The sequence below is a fragment of the Flavobacterium sp. RHBU_3 genome, assembly GCF_046613565.1.
GTDB lineage: Bacteria > Bacteroidota > Bacteroidia > Flavobacteriales > Flavobacteriaceae > Flavobacterium.
Genome location: NZ_JBKJHC010000017.1, coordinates 29,453 through 48,846, shown reverse-complemented (window position 1 = coordinate 48,846; position 19,394 = coordinate 29,453). Strand labels below are relative to the sequence as shown.

The 19,394-nt window shown below is 42.0% G+C and carries 11 protein-coding genes; all 11 read right to left on the bottom strand.

What is annotated here, in order from left to right:
* Positions 1–22 precede the first annotated feature (22 nt).
* Positions 23–454, bottom strand: a complete 432-nt coding sequence (locus ACLI1A_RS18455) for a hypothetical protein (RefSeq protein WP_411410172.1) — start codon at positions 452–454, stop codon at positions 23–25.
* A gap of 108 nt (positions 455–562) precedes the next feature.
* Complete coding sequence (locus ACLI1A_RS18450) at positions 563–1,999, bottom strand: MFS transporter (protein WP_411410171.1); 1,437 nt, start codon at positions 1,997–1,999, stop codon at positions 563–565.
* 63 nt (positions 2,000–2,062) lie between these two features.
* Positions 2,063–3,823 carry a family 43 glycosylhydrolase gene (locus ACLI1A_RS18445; RefSeq protein ID WP_411410170.1) on the bottom strand — a complete coding sequence of 587 codons (1,761 nt, stop codon included), beginning with the start codon at positions 3,821–3,823 and terminating at the stop codon, positions 2,063–2,065.
* Between the two features lie 9 nt (positions 3,824–3,832).
* Positions 3,833–5,929 carry a glycoside hydrolase family 97 protein gene (locus ACLI1A_RS18440; RefSeq protein ID WP_411410169.1) on the bottom strand — a complete coding sequence of 699 codons (2,097 nt, stop codon included), beginning with the start codon at positions 5,927–5,929 and terminating at the stop codon, positions 3,833–3,835.
* A 213-nt stretch (positions 5,930–6,142) separates the two neighbouring features.
* Positions 6,143–8,389: a glycoside hydrolase family 3 N-terminal domain-containing protein gene (locus ACLI1A_RS18435; RefSeq protein ID WP_411410168.1), complete on the bottom strand. Its 2,247-nt coding sequence runs from the start codon at positions 8,387–8,389 to the stop codon at positions 6,143–6,145.
* 36 nt (positions 8,390–8,425) lie between these two features.
* Positions 8,426–9,133, bottom strand: a complete 708-nt coding sequence (locus tag ACLI1A_RS18430) for a prolyl oligopeptidase family serine peptidase (protein ID WP_411410167.1) — start codon at positions 9,131–9,133, stop codon at positions 8,426–8,428.
* 2 nt (positions 9,134–9,135) lie between these two features.
* Positions 9,136–10,533, bottom strand: a complete 1,398-nt coding sequence (locus tag ACLI1A_RS18425) for a glucoamylase family protein (RefSeq protein WP_411410166.1) — start codon at positions 10,531–10,533, stop codon at positions 9,136–9,138.
* A 61-nt stretch (positions 10,534–10,594) separates the two neighbouring features.
* Positions 10,595–12,019 (bottom strand): RagB/SusD family nutrient uptake outer membrane protein, encoded by a 1,425-nt coding sequence (locus ACLI1A_RS18420; RefSeq protein WP_411410165.1) that lies wholly within the window; start codon positions 12,017–12,019, stop codon positions 10,595–10,597.
* 12 nt (positions 12,020–12,031) lie between these two features.
* On the bottom strand, positions 12,032–15,118 hold the full coding sequence (locus ACLI1A_RS18415) for a SusC/RagA family TonB-linked outer membrane protein (RefSeq protein ID WP_411410164.1): 3,087 nt from the start codon (positions 15,116–15,118) through the stop codon (positions 12,032–12,034).
* Positions 15,119–15,360: 242 nt separating this feature from the next.
* Positions 15,361–18,105, bottom strand: coding sequence for a histidine kinase (locus ACLI1A_RS18410; RefSeq protein WP_411410163.1), 2,745 nt, complete (start codon positions 18,103–18,105; stop codon positions 15,361–15,363).
* A gap of 67 nt (positions 18,106–18,172) precedes the next feature.
* Positions 18,173–19,390: an NAD(P)-dependent oxidoreductase gene (locus ACLI1A_RS18405; protein ID WP_411410162.1), complete on the bottom strand. Its 1,218-nt coding sequence runs from the start codon at positions 19,388–19,390 to the stop codon at positions 18,173–18,175.
* Positions 19,391–19,394: the final 4 nt, after the last annotated feature.

The window sequence follows — 19,394 nt, the reverse complement described above, 5'->3', positions numbered from 1 at the left end:
ATTAAACGGGGCTATATTTTTATTATTCAAATGCCGTAACCTTTACACCGTCTTCCTTACCCAGCTTAAAGTAAGTACCGGTTACGGTTATCATTTCATCGGTTTTAACAGCCTTGTATTGCTTCGGATCCTTCATGTTAGGTATACTTACCGTAGCATTAAAAAACTGCCCTTCAGCTACCTTTAATTTGGCTGTATAGCCATCCTTGCCCTGGGTTATCTCCGTTACCTTTCCACGTACGGTAACCTTGTCTCCTTCTTTTGGACCGTCGGCTGGGGCAGTAGTATCATTTGCGGCAGCCGCTGTAGCAGTATCGGCAGGCGCTAAATCCGGGTTACCTTTTACAGTGTAAGATTTCAGTTCTTCAGGATTGGCAGTCTCGTCCTGCTTTTTGTTGCATGCTGTAAGGGTTAGTAATGCACCTAACGAGGCAATAACAAGGTTCTTTTTCATGGTGTGTACGTTTTTATGGCAAAGTTATCCCAAATTCGTTTACACCATAAAAAACCGGTACAAAAGCTGTACCGGTTTAAGCATATTTTAATAAAGCATTTTGCAGGATTAGTGCCCGCCGCCGCTTACACGTTCAAAGCTGATGCCCTGACGACTAAGGATTCCTCTAACAACAAAGGCATAAATAGCAAGATATGCAAAGCAAATAACCCCCACAATGTAACTTGTGTGAATACCTACGGCATCGCCTAAAGCACCCTGAATGTAACTTACAATACCACCACCCATAATCATCATTACAAGTAAGCTACTGCCCTGGCTGGTATGTTTACCAAGTCCGCTAACTGCCAGGGTAAATATACATGGCCATAGCGTGCTACAAAATAATCCTACGCTTGTAAGGGCATATACACTTACTGTACCTTCTGTAGCCATACCAATTAGTAATGCTACAATTCCTAAGATAGAAAACAATCCTAACATTATAGCAGGATTACCCTTGCTGGCAAAGTCGGCAGCAATAAGAACCAAAATTATAGCACCGTATACATAAAACGGAGCAAGATCATGCCCCATAATAACGTTGGCACCTAAAAATATACCAAATGCAAGATATGGTGCAACAATTTTAAGTATTGTTTGTATTGACCTGTTGTCTGTAAATGCTTCGGCAGCACCTCCCCAACGGCCCATCATTAGGCTCGCCCAATATAAAGATACATAAGGTGCCACTGCACTGGTAGCAAAACCAAGGTCTTTTTCTAGATAAGCAGGCAGGTTACTGGCAGTAGAAACCTCTACACCCACATACAGGAAAATGGCAAGCATACCCATTAACAGCTGTGGATACTGAATAGCATATTTCTTAGTAGAAACAACATCTTTAACAACTTCTTCCTCTACTTCAGGATGATTTGGAAGCGATGAAAATTTAAGTAAAATTGCAACCAATAAAAAGGCCGCACCAAGAATAAGGTAAGGTGCTTTTACACTGTTAATGTCTACCGTACTGGCAGGTGCGGTAGCATCTCCAAAAATTGCATAACTTACCAAAAGTGGGCCTATTGTAGTACCAAAGTTATTGATACCACCGGCAAGCGTAAGACGCTGAGAACCGGTACGCACAGGTCCCAGAGCAATAGCTAATGGATTAGCAACTGTTTGCTGCAATGAAAAGCCAAGTCCTACTATAAACAGCCCCGAAAGCATTAGCGTAAATGAACCCGTTTCGGCAGCCGGATAAAATAACAAGGTACCAAGAGCAGACACCACAAGTCCTAAGGAAAGTGAATTTTTGTAGCCCAGCTTGTTTACGAGGTCTTTCCCTATTATTAGGGAAATAAGAAGATATAAGGCTGACCCTACCGTATACGCTATATAAAACGCAATAGACACAAATTGACTTTGTGACTGGGTAAGGTTAAAAGCGGTTTTAAAAACCGGGATAAGGATGTCGTTACTCGCGGCAACGAACCCCCAGAAAAAGAAAACTGTGACCAGTGGGATAAACTGTCCCCATTTGGTTTGCTCATTGGATGAACTCATAGTTTGGTTAAATTTGGGTTTAAAAGTGAATAAATGTTTGGGTTACTTATAATTGTGTTTCTGTTATTCTGATTTCTTAACCTCACCACGTGGCCCTATGCCGTTTGCATTAAAGGCTTCTATGGCAAAATAGTAGGCATCGCTCCTGTCCAGGCCGCTAAAGTAATACTCATTTTGCCCATATACCATAATTGACCCGTATAATTTATCAGGTTCTTTACCAAAATAAATTACATAGCCATCGGCGTTAGGCTCCTGCTGCCATTTAAACCATACATTGCGGCGCTCTCCCTTAACCCTCGGTGCAGCACGCAGCGGCACAAAGTTATTAACGACAGCGGGCTTTTCCCCTGCTCCTTTGCCAAAGATACGGAATCCGCTAATAGCAAACTTACCCGTAGGCATTTGTATGTTTTCCAGTTTAAGGTAACGGGCTTTAGCAGGTTTTTCCAGTTCAATGTAATCGTGCGGAACGTCTTGGATATTTTTGCTTTTGTCAATAAGTACTGTCCATTTTTTCCCGTCGTTAGACTGGTAAATGATGTACTTATGCCCTGTAGTGGTTTCGGGCTTGCCCATAAGCTCGGCATCCTGGTCGGCGTAATTAATCTGAATGGCATTAATAGTACTCACCTCACCAAGATCGCTAATGATGTATTCGCCTTTTTTGGCCGACTTGGCGCTCCAGTAGGTCTTTATATCCTCGTCGGTAATATAATTTGCCTGGTAACCGCCAAGGGTAGACGACACCTGTACGGGCTTATTGTAGTTAAGCAGCATCCATCCCCTAAAAGATGATAGGCCGGTGTGGCTTTTCTTTTCGGCAGGAAGATAGGTAGGATAATCACCGTAAGCGGTATTAGAATATAAAGTCCCGGCATTGTCAAAACCCGCAGGCCATATGCCCAAACGCCTTTCGAAGTTGTTTTTGGTTGCAATAACTACAGTAGAAACGTGCCAGTAGCTGCCAAAGGCATCTTCATACGTGCCACCGTGTCCTGCGCCCTTGGCAAAACCTCCCGGCTTATACGAAAATGGGTTGAACGACTGGTACACAAACGGACCCAGTGGCTTGTCACTTACAAAAACACCATCGCCATACCCGCTAAACTCGGTACCAGGGGCACCGTATTGCAGGTAGTACTTACCGTTGTGCTTGTTCATGTAAGCACCCTCCATAAAGGGCTGCATAAAGGTATTATCATTATGCTCACCAAAGCGCTCCCAGCCGTGCTCATCGTCATTCAGGGCAATAAGCGGCACGGGTTCGCCCTCAGGCTGAAAGGTTTTACGGTTCAGCTTTACGCCGTATATCGGGTACAGGTTGCTGCTGCCGTAGTAAATGTAGACTTCATCGGTATCCTCGTCCCAAAAGATGTGCGGGTCCCAGGCACCGGCTTCAAACTTGTGTACAAGTTCTTTCCAGTTATCGCCATCGGGTTTGGTACTCATCCATATCGGGAAATCCTTCCCGTGGGTAGAGCCTACCACCAGCATGGTATCGCGCACGAACGAAACCGAAGGCGCACAAAGCTCATCGTATACCTTGTGTTCCGGCCTCAGGAACTTACGCGAAATAAACTTCCAGTTCAGCATGTCCTTGCTGTGCCAATAGCCCCACTGGTTGGTAGAAAAAAGGTAATATTCTCCCTTAAAAAAGGTAATTACCGGATCGGCCGTAGCACGGTGTTTGCCCTGTGTAACAAAGTTAGGTATGGGGCAATAACCGTAGTCTACGTTTATAGGATTACAATATGTTTTTTGCTGGCTGTAGCCAAATGTAAGGTTGGTTAAAATTAATAATAGGGTTACTATCTGTTTCATTAATATTTTTTAGTTGAGAGGGAAAAAGCTCACCGCCGTGCCCCCTCCTGCTGCCAGCTTCAGCTTCAGCTCAGATTTAGAGGTAACGGTCTGTGTCTTTATTTCGTAGCTCTTAGGGTTATTTTTCCAGTCGGCTTTTTTTCCATCCTGGTATATAACCGCCTTGTATTTTTTACCCGGCGTAAGGAAATCAAGCGCTACCTTACTTTCGCGGGCATGCTCGTCGGTTATGGCGCCAAGGAACCAGTTTTCGCTATTTTTGTCCTTACGGGCTATGGTTACATAGTCGCCCGGTTCGGCCTCCAGCACCTTGGTATCCTGCCAGTCTACTGCCACATCCTTTATAAACTGGAATGCATCGGCATGTTTCTCGTAGTTTTCAGGCAGGTCGGCAGCCATTTGAAGCGGGCTGTACAGCGTTACATAAAGCGCAAGCTGTTTGGCCAGCGTAGTATGTACCTGCTCGTCAGAACCCGGCTTGTATACATTCATTTTTATTTCAAAGATACCCGGTGTGTAATCCATCGGGCCTCCTAAAAGGCGTGTAAACGGCAATATGGTTTCGTGTGCAGGCGGGTTACCACTGCTCCATCCGTTAAACTCATTGCCACGTGCAGCCTCGGCAGCTATGTAGTTCGGCCAGGTACGGTGCACTCCTGTAGGACGGCTCGACTCGTGGCTGTTTACCATCAGCTTGTACTCAGCGGCGCGTTGTGGTACATAGTTAAAGTGGTTTACCATGGTTTGTCCGTCATGGTACTCGCCACGCGGAATGATACGCCCCACATAACCGGTTTTTACTGCCGGGTAACCGTACTTCACCATGTTTTCAAGACCACGGTCCAGGTGGCGTTCATAGCTTGCTACAGCCCCAGAGGTTTCGTGGTGCATAATCATTTTTACCCCTTGTTGCTTAGCATATTCGCTTATGGCTTTAATATCAAAATCAGGGTAAGGCGTTACAAAGTCGAACACTTCATCTTTCCAGTGGCCGTTCCAGTCTTCCCAACCTGTATTCCAGCCTTCAACCAATACGCCGTCAAATCCGTTCTTTTTGGCAAAGTCGATATAACGCTTCGTATTCTCAGTAGTAGCACCGTGAGGTACACTTATGGAAGCACCTGTTTGCTGGTTCTGTGCATTTTGCGAACCCTTGTAATCCCAGCTGCTTTTACCTACGTGCATTTCCCACCAGATACCTACGTATTTCATAGGCTTAATCCACGATACATCGGCTATTTTAGACGGTTCATTAAGGTTAAGCACCATTTTTTGCGAAACTATCTTACGGGCATCATCGCTTACCATTACAGTACGCCAAGGCGTATTAAACGGTGCGTGAAGAAACGCAAGGTCACCTACAGCATTTGGCGCAAGGTTAGCCGTAAGGCTGAAGTTGTTGATGTTCAGGTCAAGGTGCATTATTGGGTAGTTGATCACTGCCGCCTCAAAAATGTTGATGTACAGCCCATCTTTAGACTTCATCATCAGGGGCGATTGTATTACGTATCTACCTCCTACTGACTTCAAAGCAATACCATTGTTAAGATTCAGCTTGTCGTTGTCTACCTTGCTCAGTGGTGTTTCGTTGTACACGTACTCCTGACTGTCATAGTCGCCCGGAATCCAGAATGCCTTGTGGTCGCCCGTAAGGTTAAACTGGGTTTCTTCCTTGCTTACGATAAAGTAGTCAAGCTGGTCTTGTTTCGGGAATTCATAACGGAAGCCCACCCCCTCATTAAACACACGGAAAACTATATCTACCTTGCGTTTGGTGCTTTGCTGTAGCAGGGAAACTTTTAGCTCATTGTAATTATTCTTAATAACCGCTACTTCGCCAAGTACAGGTTTCCATTCATTATTTACCGATGACGACTGGCTGTTTATCACAGCAAAGTTCTTATCAAAATCGGGCAGGTCTTTAAGCTTAAAGCCCAGGTAACTGTCTATAATTACAGATTTACCTTTGTAGGTAACATTATAATAGGGTTTACCTTCACTGTTAAGTTTAAAATTTACACTTATTTCTTTAGATGGAGATTGTACTGTTTGTGCTGTTGCAACAAAAAACACGAAGATAAATAATGCGGTTAAGCGGAATTTCATGATTAAAAAATTTTCTAAATATACATATATCTAAAAACATCATAATAATTAATATCGCAAAAATAGAAGCTGTTTTCAGATTCATTTCTTAAAAACAACCCACAAAAACCCCTTATATTGACATTTCATCAAATCCAAAGCTTCAGTTTGCAACATTTTAGTAAAAAGGCTGCCCTAACCCAGGCAGCCTTTTAGTGCAAATTAACCAAACACTTATTTAACCAACTCAAATGTATTTTTTAATGTAGCGTCAGAGCTTCCGCCAACATATATTTCGAAGTCACCAGGCTCTGCCACAAACTTCATATCAATGTTGTAGAACCTAAGATCATCAGGAGTGATTTCAAACGTTACTGTCTTAGTCTCACCTTTTTTAATCAGTAGCTTGTTAAAGCCTTTCAGTTCACGCACGGGGCGGGTAACCGAACCTACTAGATCGCGTACGTACAGCTGTACTACTTCTTCACCATCATAAGCACCAGCATTTTTTACATCTACGCTAACGGTGATTTTACCGTTGGCAGAAAGTTTTTGTGTGCTAAGTATTAGATTAGAGTACTGGAAATCAGAATAACTAAGTCCGTAACCGAAAGGATATAGCGGGCTGTTGTCTGAATCCGTATAACGCGATTTGTATTTTTGTTCAGGGTCTGAGGCACCAAGGTACGGACGGCCTGTATTTTTGTGGTTGTAGTATATAGGCACCTGCCCTACACTGCGCGGAAACGTCATAGGCAGTTTACCACTTGGGTTGCTTACACCGTATAGCGTTTGTGCAATGGCATCGCCACCCATAGTACCCGGGTACCAGGCTTCAAGTATAGCATCCATGTTTTCATTTTCCCAACTTAGTGTAAGCGGACGTCCGTTTAAAAGTACCAGCACAACAGGTTTACCCAGTTTTTTCAGTTCGGCAAGGAACTCTTTTTGTATACCCGGCAGGTCTATATTTACCTGAGATGCTGCCTCGCCAGTCTGGTTTTCAAACTCGCCCATTACAGCAACAATAACATCGGCATTTTTAGCAGCGTTAATTGCTGCCTGAATGCCATCGCGCTTGGTATCTTTTATCTCAACACCTTTTGTAAACGATACTTTATTTTTATCTGTAACCAGTTTGTTTACACCTTCCTGTACGCTTACAGCATAACCGTAACGGTCGCCCGAAGCCGCCCATGAACCAATAATATTGTACTCATCGCTAACCAATGGGCCTACAAAAGCCACTTTTTGGGTCTGTTTTAGCGGAAGCACATTGTTACTGTTTTTTAGAAGTACCATTGACTTGTTTGCTGCGGCAAGTGCTGCATCAAGGTATTCTTTTTTGTAAATGGTAGTTTTTTCACGCTTAGCATCACTGTAACGGTACGGGTCTTCAAATAAGCCAAGATCATACTTGGCTTCAAGGATACGGCGGCAGGCGTCATCTACCTGTGCCATAGTTACCTTGCCTTCCTCAAGGTTCTTTTTGGTATATTTCAGGTAAATTGCGCCCACCATGTCCATATCGATACCTGCGTTAAGCGAAAGTTCGCCTGCATGTTGTTCATCTTTAGCGTATCCGTGTGCTATCATTTCGTTCATACCGGTATAGTCGGTAACCACAAAACCTTTAAAGCCCCACTCGCCTTTCAGTATATCGTTCATCAGCCACTTGTTACCTGTAGACGGTACACCGGCAATTTCATTAAACGAAGCCATAAACGTAGCCGAACCGGCATCTACCGTAGCCTTAAACGGCGGCAGGTATACTTCGCGTAGCAGGCGTTCGCTCATGTCTACGGTGTTGTAGTCACGGCCTGCCTCTGCTGCACCGTAAGCAGCAAAGTGCTTAGTACAGGCTAATATTGTATTGAGGTCGTGTAGATTTTTACCCTGGAAACCCATAACACGGGCAAATGCCATTTTACTACCCAGATAGGTATCTTCACCGGCTCCTTCAGATACACGTCCCCAACGTGGGTCGCGCGAAATGTCTACCATTGGGGCAAACGTCCAGTGCACACCAGATGCAGCAGCCTCGGCAGCAGCAACCTCGCTTGATATGCGGGCTACCTCAAGGTCCCAAGAAGCAGTTTCACCCAGTGTAATAGGGAAAATGGTTTTGTATCCGTGAATAACATCGTACCCAAAAAGAATAGGAATTTTAAGGCGTGAACTTTCAAGATTCATTTTCTGTATCTTACGGGTGTAATCTACACCTGTAGCATTCAGTATGCTCCCTACATTACCTTTCTTTATTTCGTCTACCCAGTTAGTACCGCTCTTAGGGCCGGTAATGGTACCATCGGCGGTAAACTGCACCAATTGCGCAATTTTTTCGTCAACGGTCATTTTACCCATAAGTTCGGTAACAAACTCACTTTTTGGTTTTATTGTGGTTGAGGTCTTTTTTCCTTTTTGCGCGTAAACCGATACGGTAGTACAGGCCAAAAGGAGAAGTACTGATCTTTTATTCATTCTTTTTCTTCGTTTGTGGTTTTTATTGTAAAATGTTTATGGACGACGTTGTTTTAGCATCCATTCGTACACTGCCGGGTCGCTGTACACGCGTGTCCAACTGTCATGACCGGCATCGTCAAAAATGGTAAACTCCATGTCTTTAGCACAAGGTTTAAGCTGCTTGTAAATATCTACAGCATAATGAATGTCTACAGCATCATCCAGCAAACCATGATAGATACGAATAGGAATAGCGCCTAATTTTGTACAATCCTCTATCATAGGCACACTGTCTGCATATCCTGCAACAGGCACTAATGCGGCAAATGCTTCGGGGTGTGCCTGGGCTACTTCCCAAACGCCCCATCCGCCCATGCTAAAGCCTGTTAGGTAAATGCGTTTTGCATCTATATTGTTTTCCTTTACAATCTTCTGTATCAGCCTGTAAACCGCCTCTGCATCATACAGCTCGTTTTCGGGACATTGCACCCCTAATACATAAGCATCAAGTGTGTGGCTTTTAAGATACTTAAACGGCCCGTGTATTTTAAGCAGTTCAGTATCAGTCCCTCTTTCACCAGAACCGTGCATAAATACAATAAGCGGCTTTTGCTCTTTTTTTACATTTTCCGGAATGTGCAGCGCATAAGTAAGCTGCCTCGTTACCGTGATTTCTGTTTTAAAAGAACCCGAGACATCTTTTTGGGCAAATGCTGTTGCAGTAAGCATCAGGAAACATGCTATAAAAGTGATTCTCTTCATGCCTAAAAGCCGTATTTACCTGAATGGAAACCAAGGTTTAGCAACCCTTGTTGTACCTCAGGAGCATTCATAAACAGGTTCCACAGAAGGCCGCTACGGTAATTTTCTATCATTACCGGTGTAGGCCCCTGGTCTATGGCCAAATACCATTTTACACTCCAGTTATATTGCTGGCTGTGTGCATCATAAAAGCCTGCAGGTCCCCATGTAAGTGAACTGTGATTCTCATACAGGTTCCTCATAAATGCTATGCTTTCCTGTGGTGTGTACACTATAGAACTCGCAGCAGCAGTAGGCGAAATTACACCTGTATCGTTATTCGGCTGGTGCGCTGTATAGCCCGTACTACCATCGGGGTTACGGGTATAAGAGGCTGTAAGCCCCCAGTAATTAGCACCATAACCGGCATAGTGGTGTGGATTTTCCACACAGTATTTATAGTCAATCATTACCTGGTTGTAGTTAAGATCCCAGTAGTTAGCATATTGGTCTGTAAGCTGGTGCGGATCTAACCCCACGTAAGAATAATGTGCCCAGAATAGTGGCCCTCCGTACTCTTCAGAGTAGTTGTGCTTAAGGATAAGCGGATAACCGTATTTGGTATTAGCCGAAACAATATCGCCATTCCTTGCCCAACCCTTGTGGTACGGTGCGGCTGTAATGCCATGTGTAGGCGATGCACTTGCCATTATATAAGTAATAAGGCACTCGTTATAGCCTGCAAGCGGGAAGTTCATTTCCCAGTTATAATTTGGCGACCAGTGCCAGTAAAGCACATCCTGTCCGTTACGGTACCAGTCCCAGTCTACACCTTTCCAAAGTGCATCATAGCGGTTAGCCAATGCTTTTTCTTCGGCAGTGCCGTTTTTAAGGTATTCGCGTACGCAGATAAGCCCTTCACAAAGAAAAGCCGTTTCTACAAGGTCGCCACCGTTATCTTTTGTGCCAAAAGGTTTTACATGACCGGTATTGCCGTCCATCCAGTGTGGCCATGCTCCGTGAAAACGGTCGGCATTTTCCAGGAATGTGGCTATTTTTCCCATACGCTCTGTAAACTGAGCACGGGTTATATATCCGCGTGAGTCCGCCGCTATAAGCGACAGTATACCGAATCCGCTGCCACCTGTAGTAACAATATTAGCATCGTTATCAGGATAATTACCATCCGGATGATACCTTTCGCGTGCCAGGCCGGAATTTGGCTCGGCATAATCCCAAAAATATTTTATAGTTTGTTTTTCAACAAGGTCAATCAACTGCTCGTCGGTTAACGGCGCAGCAGGTGTTTCGGGTACAGTACCCGAAGAATTTTTAGTATCTGCGCTGTTACATTGCATAAACAATGCAGCTACGGCAGCTACAAGGGGAAGTTTTATTTTAAAGTTGAAATGATAATCCATAACAAAAAAAATGTCCTTTCCCCCAAACCTCACACACAGGGGGAAAGGACTTTATTTATAATTAATAACCCGGATTTTGTGCCATATCAGGAGTTTGTATCAACTGGTCGTATGGTATTGGGAATAACTCATGAGTACCCACAATAAATGTTTTTCCGGCGGCTGTCATAGCGGCCTGAGCCTGACCTGTCCTGATAAGATCGAACCAACGGTCGTGCTCAAAGGCAAGCTCCAGGCGGCGTTCGTTCCATATTGCAGCCCTAAGCGCAGTACCTCCTGCAGCAGTAGAAGCAGGAAGGCTTACACGTGCCCTAACTATGTTAAGTGCAGTAAGAGCATCACTTGTGTTACCAAGTTCGTTAGCCGCTTCAGCTTTTATAAGATAAACTTCGGCTAACCTAAGCACACGAATATTCTTATCAGCATCATCTGCACCTGCGTTAGCGCTTGAATATGCTTTTTCATTATACATAGGGTTTTCTACAGCCGAACTTACCTCGCGTCCATCGTACAGTGTTTCGCCTGCAAATATGATGGTAGCATCCCTACGGATAGCATCACCCTCGGCATTGTATGCGTCTAGCAGGTTTTGAGAAGGCGTGTTAAAGCCCCAACCCCATCCGCTGGTACCACGTGCACCTTGCGTTTGTGTATATTGCTGAACACCGTGAGCAACAACTTCGCCACGGGCCTGAACTTCAAAGATTGATTCAGTTCCGTTTTCAGTTTCTACCCTCCATAGTGTGGCATAATCAGCTTCTAAACCATACTGCCCTGAAGCAATAACAGTATTAGCCATATCATATGCCTGTTGCCATTTGCCTTCGTATAAATATACTTTAGCAAGTAATGCCTGTGCAGCACCTTTAGTAGCACGGCCAAGATCGGCAGAAGCATATTCGGTTTTTAGAGGAAGCTTATCAATAGCTTCAAGAAGGTCTTGCTCTATAAAAGCATACACATCTGCTTTAGGAGCACGGGCAGTAAGATCTACGTGTTGTAAAGGCACATCGCCCCATCCTCTTACAAGATAAAAATAGTGGAATGCCCTTAAAAACTGAGCTTCGCCTATAAGACGGTTTTTGTATGATTCATCAGTAAGACCATAGCTCTCTGTATACTGAATAGCGTAAGTAGCACGGCCTATAGCTTTGTACCAGTTAGCCCACATAGCACCGAATGATCCTGAGCTACTTGTAAACTGTAATGCATCAAGTTGGTCTTTATCACCTCCGGTATCACCCGGTGAACTACCTTTATCAGCGTTATCAGAAATTATTTCAGTAATACCCAGATATGAGAAAGCATAATCCCACTCGGTAAGCATACCGTAAATACCGTTAACATATTCTTCGGGTGTGGTAGCAACACCACTGTCTTCTTCTGTAATATTTCTTCTTGAATCTACATCAAGAAAATCGTCGCAACCTGATAGCAGCATTGCACCAGCCATAAGGTATATTAAACTTTTATATCGTATTTTCATAACCAATTTTTATTAAAGATCTATTTGAACTCCAAACAAGAACGTTCTAAGAGTAGGATAAGCAGAAAGTTCTATACCTGCTGTTTCGCTTGGTACACCGCTACTGTTAATTTCGGGAGTAAAGCCTGAATACTTAGTAAACATAAAAGGATTTTGAGCTGTACCGTATACCCTTAATTTGTTTACATGTTTTAACAGGTCTTTAAAAGTATAACCTACAGTGATGTTATTAATCCTGAAGAAATCTCCATCTTCAAGGTAATAGCTCGATGCTGTAGCTGTACGGTTTGCACCTGGGTTTACGTTAGTAGAACCTTCGCCTGTCCAGCGACCGTTAAATGTAGCAGCAGTAATGTTTTCACCACCGTCTATACGGGTACCTTTTAGTCCGTTGTATACTTTGTTTCCACCGGCTCCATAACCGTCTACTGAGAAATCAAGATCTTTCCAGTTAAAACCGAAGTTAAGTCCCACTGTATATGTAGGCAGGTAAGAACCAAAGAATTTTTTATCCCTGTCATCTATCACACCGTCACCATTCTGGTCTTTGTAACGTAGTTGTCCAGGCTCAGCACCGCTAACGTGTGCATTGGCATCAATTTCTGCCTGGTTTTGCCATACGCCGTCTGCCTGATACATCCACCATGCATATACCGGCTGGCCTTCCTGAAGACGTTTTGTGATTTGACCATTTGAAAGGCTACCACCTGTAGTACCATCATAAGCAGGTTTTACGTTTTCAAGGTTGTTTTTGTTTCTACCAAAAGTACCGCCTACGAAATAGGTAAAATCTTGTCCTATCTGGTCTTTCCAGTTAAGCGCAAGTTCAAAACCTTTGTTGCTTACCTCACCGCCGTGATCATAGTAATTTACACTGTAAGGAGAATCAAGTAGTGGCCTTACAAGTAGTACCGCATTGGTTGTAGTACGACTGTATAAATCCACGCTACCTGTTAATCTCCTGTTTAGTATTTCAAAATCAAGTCCGGCATTAAGTTCTTTAGTTTCCTCCCAACTTACGTTAGCAGCAGGTGCACCTACATAAGCACCACCAACAAGTGTTTGGTTAGGACCAAGAACGTAGTTGTTGTTGTAATCACCTGCAGGGTTGTAAATAACAGTATTGTTAAACGGCACCTGGGCATTACCCATTAAACCGTAACCTGCACGGATTTTAAGGAAATCAAGACCTTTAATATCACTCAGGAAGTTTTCTTTAGTAAGTGCCCAACCTGCAGCAACAGATGGGAAAGTTCCCCAGTAATCGCCATTTTTCTTGAAGTTACTGTTACCATCTCTCCTGATGTTTGCTGTAAGGAAATATTTCTCATTATAATCGTATTGTAGCCTTCCGAAGTAAGAAAGTATCTGGGTAGGTGTAGCGTAGTACTGCGTAGCTGTAATACTTGCTGGGTCTGCCTGCTCTATATTCCAGTACTGTTTTTGTGTAGGTACATCGTAACCTGAGATGTAAGAATAGTAAACATCATCCCTCTTATCTTTAGTAAAACCAGCAACAACAGTTACATTATGGTTACCAAATGACTTATTAGCAGTTACGAAAGTATCCCAGTTATAACGGAAACTTTCAGTATCAGCATACGAAAGCATGTTATTAGCATTTGTGTAGCTACCTTCCGGCGAATTTGCCTGAAGTGCATCGTACTGCGCATCAGTCCTTGTAGGATCTGCTGCAAGCCAGCTACCGCGCATATCATTGTAAATCCTTGTTTTAGCAAAGCTTTTGCTTACACCAAAACGTGAGTTTACTTTTAACCAGTCGGTTAATTTAAGCTCTGCATCAAACATACCCTGTAGCTGAGACATTTTGGTTTCCTCATTAGCAAAATAAACAGATGCAAGTGGGTTACCAATAGAGTTAAGACGGCCTATGCTTTCGCCAGGACCAGCCGTATAACCTACCACACCGGTATTTTCGTTATAGAAACTTTGACCCCATTGTCCTGATTCAAAACGTGTAGGTACTATAGGTGCCTGCCTGTAAGCTTCATCAAATGCGCTAAACGGTTTAGGGTTTGCCTTAGAGAATGTATAGCTTACATTTTGGCTAAGTTTAAGCCTATTATCAAAAAAGTTGTAGCTTGTATTAGATCGTAGTGTATTACGGGCTATTGTATTGCTTTTAAGAATACCGTCTTCACTGTAATTATTAAAGCTGAAATAATAGTTACCCTTATCGCTTCCGCCTGAAAGCGCCACGTTGTTATTTTGGGTTTGGCCTACATCTGTTAAAGCCTTATACCAGTCAGTGTTGTAAGGCTGGTTTGCCGAAAGGTAAACCGGGTTATCTAAGGTAGCCTGGTTTTCATTATAGTATTGTACATACTGGCTGGCATTGGCCATTTTAACCCTGTTAAGAGTAGACCTTGCACCATAAGAAGAGCTAAGGCTGATGTTCATTTTACCATCTTTACCTTTTTTGGTTGTTATCAGCACAACACCGTTAGCAGCACTACTACCATAAATTGCAGCCGATGAAGCATCTTTAAGGATGTCCATAGTTGCAATATCAGCCGGGTTAATGTTACTGATGTCTGCTGTTACAACGCCATCTACAACATAAAGCGGTGTAGACCCAGCCGAAGCTGTACCAAGCCCCCTGATACGCACTGTAGGAGTAGCACCCGGAGAGTCGTTTGTAACAATTTGTACACCCGCTACTTTACCCTGTATAGACTGCATAGCGTTGTATTGTGGTTGTTTTTGGAATTGATCTGCTTTTACCGTACTTACAGCACCGGTAAGATTAGAACGTTTTTGTGTACCATAACCTACTACAACTACTTCTTGTAGGTTTGTAGAGGAACTGGCTTTCATTGTAATTTTCATTGGGGCAGCTGTGGCCACTGCCGTAACGGTATCAAACCCAAGCATAGAAAAGGTAAGCTGTGCTCCTTCTGCAGCTGCAATGGTAAAATTACCGTCAAAATCTGCCGTAGCAGACACATTACTGCCGGAAACAGTAATGTACACATCAGGTACCGGTAAACCGCTTTCGTCAGTAACCTGTCCTGTAATTTGCTGCCCGTGGCTTACACCCCACATTAGCAACAAAAATCCCAGAATAAAGTTTTTCATAAAAAGAACTATGTTAAAAGTTAGCTCTACGAAAGTACAAAGCTAAAACGTTATAGCTGTATAGATTAACACTTCACAATACTACATCAAACAAACAAAAAAACAATACAAAACATTGATTTTAAATACTTTAAAACAATATATTATACATCAATAAACAGCTATATGATGTAGTGATGATGTATTGAGGAATTCTAAATTTAAACCCAAAATTTAAGAAAAACGAAAATTTAAAATGCTAATTATACCGTTATCATAAATCTGGTTAAGCTCTCTTCTGTAGTTATCCCTAGTTTTTTCCTAAGTCGGTAACGGTGTAGCTCTACCCCGCGGAACGAAATATTCATTAGCGGAGCTATTTCTTTCGAAGATAAATTCATCTTTAAATAGATACAAAGCTTAATATCCTTAGATGTTAACTCAGGATATTTAGCTGTAAGGCGGGTTACAAATTCTTCATGGCTTTTTACAAGGTTTTTCTCAAAGCTTTGCCATTCATTTTTGCTTATAGAACTGGTTTTAATAATTTTCTTAATACGGGTAACAAGTTTAGCTGCATCTTTTTCGGCATCCAGAGCTTCCTGTATGCTTTCTATCATTTCGCTATGTTTGGCTATACTAAGCGATTTACCGGCAACCTCACTGGCTTTTGTTTGTACTTCAGTTTCCAGGCGGTGTCGTTCAAACTCTTGCTGCCTCAATTTCATTTCAGCCTGGTGCTCTACTTCCATTATTTGTGTACGGTGGCGCATTTCTTCTTCATTAAGCCTCACTTTTTGTAAATATTTAAGGTGATTCCACCTATAATACAAGAACAAAACCAATGCTGTAAAACCTATATATATAAGCACCATATACCATGAAAAATACCAGGGTTTATTTACATGAAATTCATGTGTTTTCACCAATGTGTAACCAGTACCATTGTTATAGTAAACCTCTATTTCATGATTGCCACTGGCTAAGTTATTTAGCAGTATTTTACCCGAACGCAGCGGAACATTAGCACCTCCGTCAATACTGTATTGAAATTCTCCTTTTTTAAACCCAAATAGTGGCGATATTATATCTATTTCAATAGAAGTATTGTGTTTTATCTCCGTGTCGTCTATTATTAGATTGCCTTCATAAAAGCCTTCAACTGCAATTTCTGGTTTTTGCAGCGCCGGCAGTTGTTTGGCAATGGTAAAAAAACCATCATCAAGGTTAACAATAATTTTATCAAGTGTATTATATACCTGTATGTTTTCAATTATCAGGCGACCCTGATAATATTTTTCAGGAATTAGTCGCCACGAAAATCCCTTACCTTTTTGTGTAACTATATACAGTAAATTGTTTTTAAATATCAGGAAATTATCGTCGTCTACAGGTACCACATCAGATATGGCACCAAACTCATCGTTAAATACCTTGTTTTTTTCAAGCCTGCCCGATATAGAATTATAAGTATACCAAGTATTATTTATAAGAAACAATACCTGATTACGGAAGCTGAATATCTTTACACCATAATCACCTTTTATGTTATTCTCTTCCGAAACATTTTGAACCTGCTTAACACTGAAATTTTCATCGTAGGTAATACGGTAAAGACTGCGGTAGTTATCGGCGGCCCACAATTCACCCGGATGGTTTTGAGCTATATTACGAATAGGTTTTTCCAGCTTACCCAATGTTTTATATTCCGACAGCTTATTTACATCCTTATACACAGCGATACCCGAATAATTTGCCTGAAAATACACGCCATCAAACTTACTTTTAAGGAATTTCCAGCCACCGTTAACCGGGCTCACCTTTTTAAGGCTATTACCATTGTATTCAAATGTACCGTCATTATGCCCAAGAATGAATTTATTGTTATCCTGATAAACATCCCATACCTGCCCCTGCGAATTAGGTATTGCATCTAAAACTCCATTTTTACAGGTAAAAATACCGTGGTTTGTTACCAGCAGATAACCATTTGGTATTACCGAGAGTGAGTACACAGACCCCAGGACACCTGAGTTATCCGTAAACAATTGTATTGGCGAGTTAACTTCAACATGTGCAATACCGTTATCTAACCCCAGCCATAGATCATTTTCACTATCTGTAGACATGCTTAGCACCGCGTTGTTTTTTAGCGCGTTCTTACGATTTATATTTACATAAGTATTATCCTTCAGGTTTACTATATACAAACCTTGACGGGAAGTACCAATAGCCAGCTTTTCATTGTTAAGGAATTTTGCCGAAAGCACTATTTCTCCTTTTACCAGGCTATTAACCGGACTTTGCCATGGCGAAATACTTTTATTCCCAGCTATAAAAACACCATCATTTTTTGTAAATATGTATACACTGCCATTATGGGCTTCCATACCGTGCACAATAGTACCTTTAAGCACATCCCAGCCCGGAACCGAAACAAATGAATGCCCTGAAAGTTTGAAAATTCCTTCTCGAGTGGTGGCAGCATATACAGCACCATTTACTGCATAACAATATGAAATTTGTGAAGGGAAATTAAGGCGCGTTGTTTTTCCGTTTTCATAAACATACAACGCATTAAATGACTGAAAGTAAAGCTTTTTATCAAAACTAAAAATTTTCCAAATCTCTTCATTACCCGAAAAACCTTTAAAAGCACTTTCGTTAGAAAGAGAGGTATATACCATTTTACCACTAACTCTTTTCCAGAACCCAAATTCTTTATACGAACCGCAGTATATTTTATCGCCTTCACAAAAAATAGACCTTATAATAGTACGGTTAGGTAAAGCGTAGTGTTCCCATTTTACACCATTGTAGCGAACCAGGAAATGGTTATTGGCAAAATACATAGCCTTGTCATTTCCCTGTAGCACATTCCACACCTGGTTATCACCTTCATACTCATATTTGGTGAAATTCTCTACAAAAGGCAATAGTTGTTGTGAAAATATATTAGTAGTGTATAATAGCGACGTAAAAAAAAATAATATGATGCGAATTTTCATCTGAAAAGGTTTACAGGACAAATTTAATAACTAATTTACGGTAAAACAGCCAAAAAAAATACCCCTCTTAATGGAGGGGTACATTTTCTTTTACATATCCGTTTAGGTATTTAAAGCGAAGCGCCAGCTTACCATGTTCGGCTATAACTGCCCGCTTTAAAATGCCATTTTTATCATTATTAAAAAATGCCGGGATTACATGCTGCAAAAACATTTCGCCAAAACCTTCGCTTGAATCCCTTGGCAGTTCGCAAGGAAGGTTATCTACAGCCATAACCACCACAGCAGCAGGATGATGTACATCTACCTCCTCCCCCGTTGACGGATTATACCCATAGAAAGGTTCTGCAATAGTAGAAGCACGAAGTGTGCAGGCTACCGGGCCACCCGTATCACAAGAAATATCAGCAACTACTTTAAGTTTACAATTCTTATCCTTAAGCATGGCTGATGTAAGTATATCAGGGGCATTATTTCCATGAAAATGACCGGCAATAAATATATCTGCTACATTAGCATACTTTGCAAAATCCGACTCAAACTCCTCTGCACGGGTAAAAAAATCTACATTACCCAAGGCTGCCTCACCGTCTTTGCGCTTATTGTAGTCTAAAACATCTATATTAGTATATACGGGCATGTCGTATTTCTTTGTAAGAAAATCAGCAGGGCTTACCTCTTTAATCTTAATGGCATCCAGCATTTCCTTAGCTCCTAACCCCACTTTACCTTTACCGGTAAGCACAATCTTAACCGGGGGCATATATATCCTTTTAAGCCTGGAAACAAGTTCTTCTTTACCGGCAAGGGTATCTGCCTTAGGCAAATTATGTAATTCAAACTTGGTACAAAATGCCCTAAAGGCGTTATAAGTACCTACAATACCCGCATAGCGCCCAAAACCTATGAGCCTTTTACCGGTTTCATCTATTACAGTTTCATGGTCATACAGGGTAATATCTTTATCAATAATAGCCTGAAGCATTTTCTGGTTGTGTTGCTGCCTCTTTATTGTATGTGAAAAAAAGAAGTATTTTTTGCCCGGTATCAGTTCGTCTACAGGAATTTCCTTTACGCCTATAAGCACATCACAATCGGCAAGGTTATCAGTAACCTCAAAACCAAGCCGGGCATATTCCTCATCTTTAAAAACCCGTATATCAGAACTTTCCACCTTAAATTCTGCTTCGGGATACTGCGCCCTGAACGCCGCAAGTTTATCTGGAGAAAACACTACCCTTTTATCCGGAGGTGATTTTCTTTCTTTAAGTAAACCAAATTTCATAGCC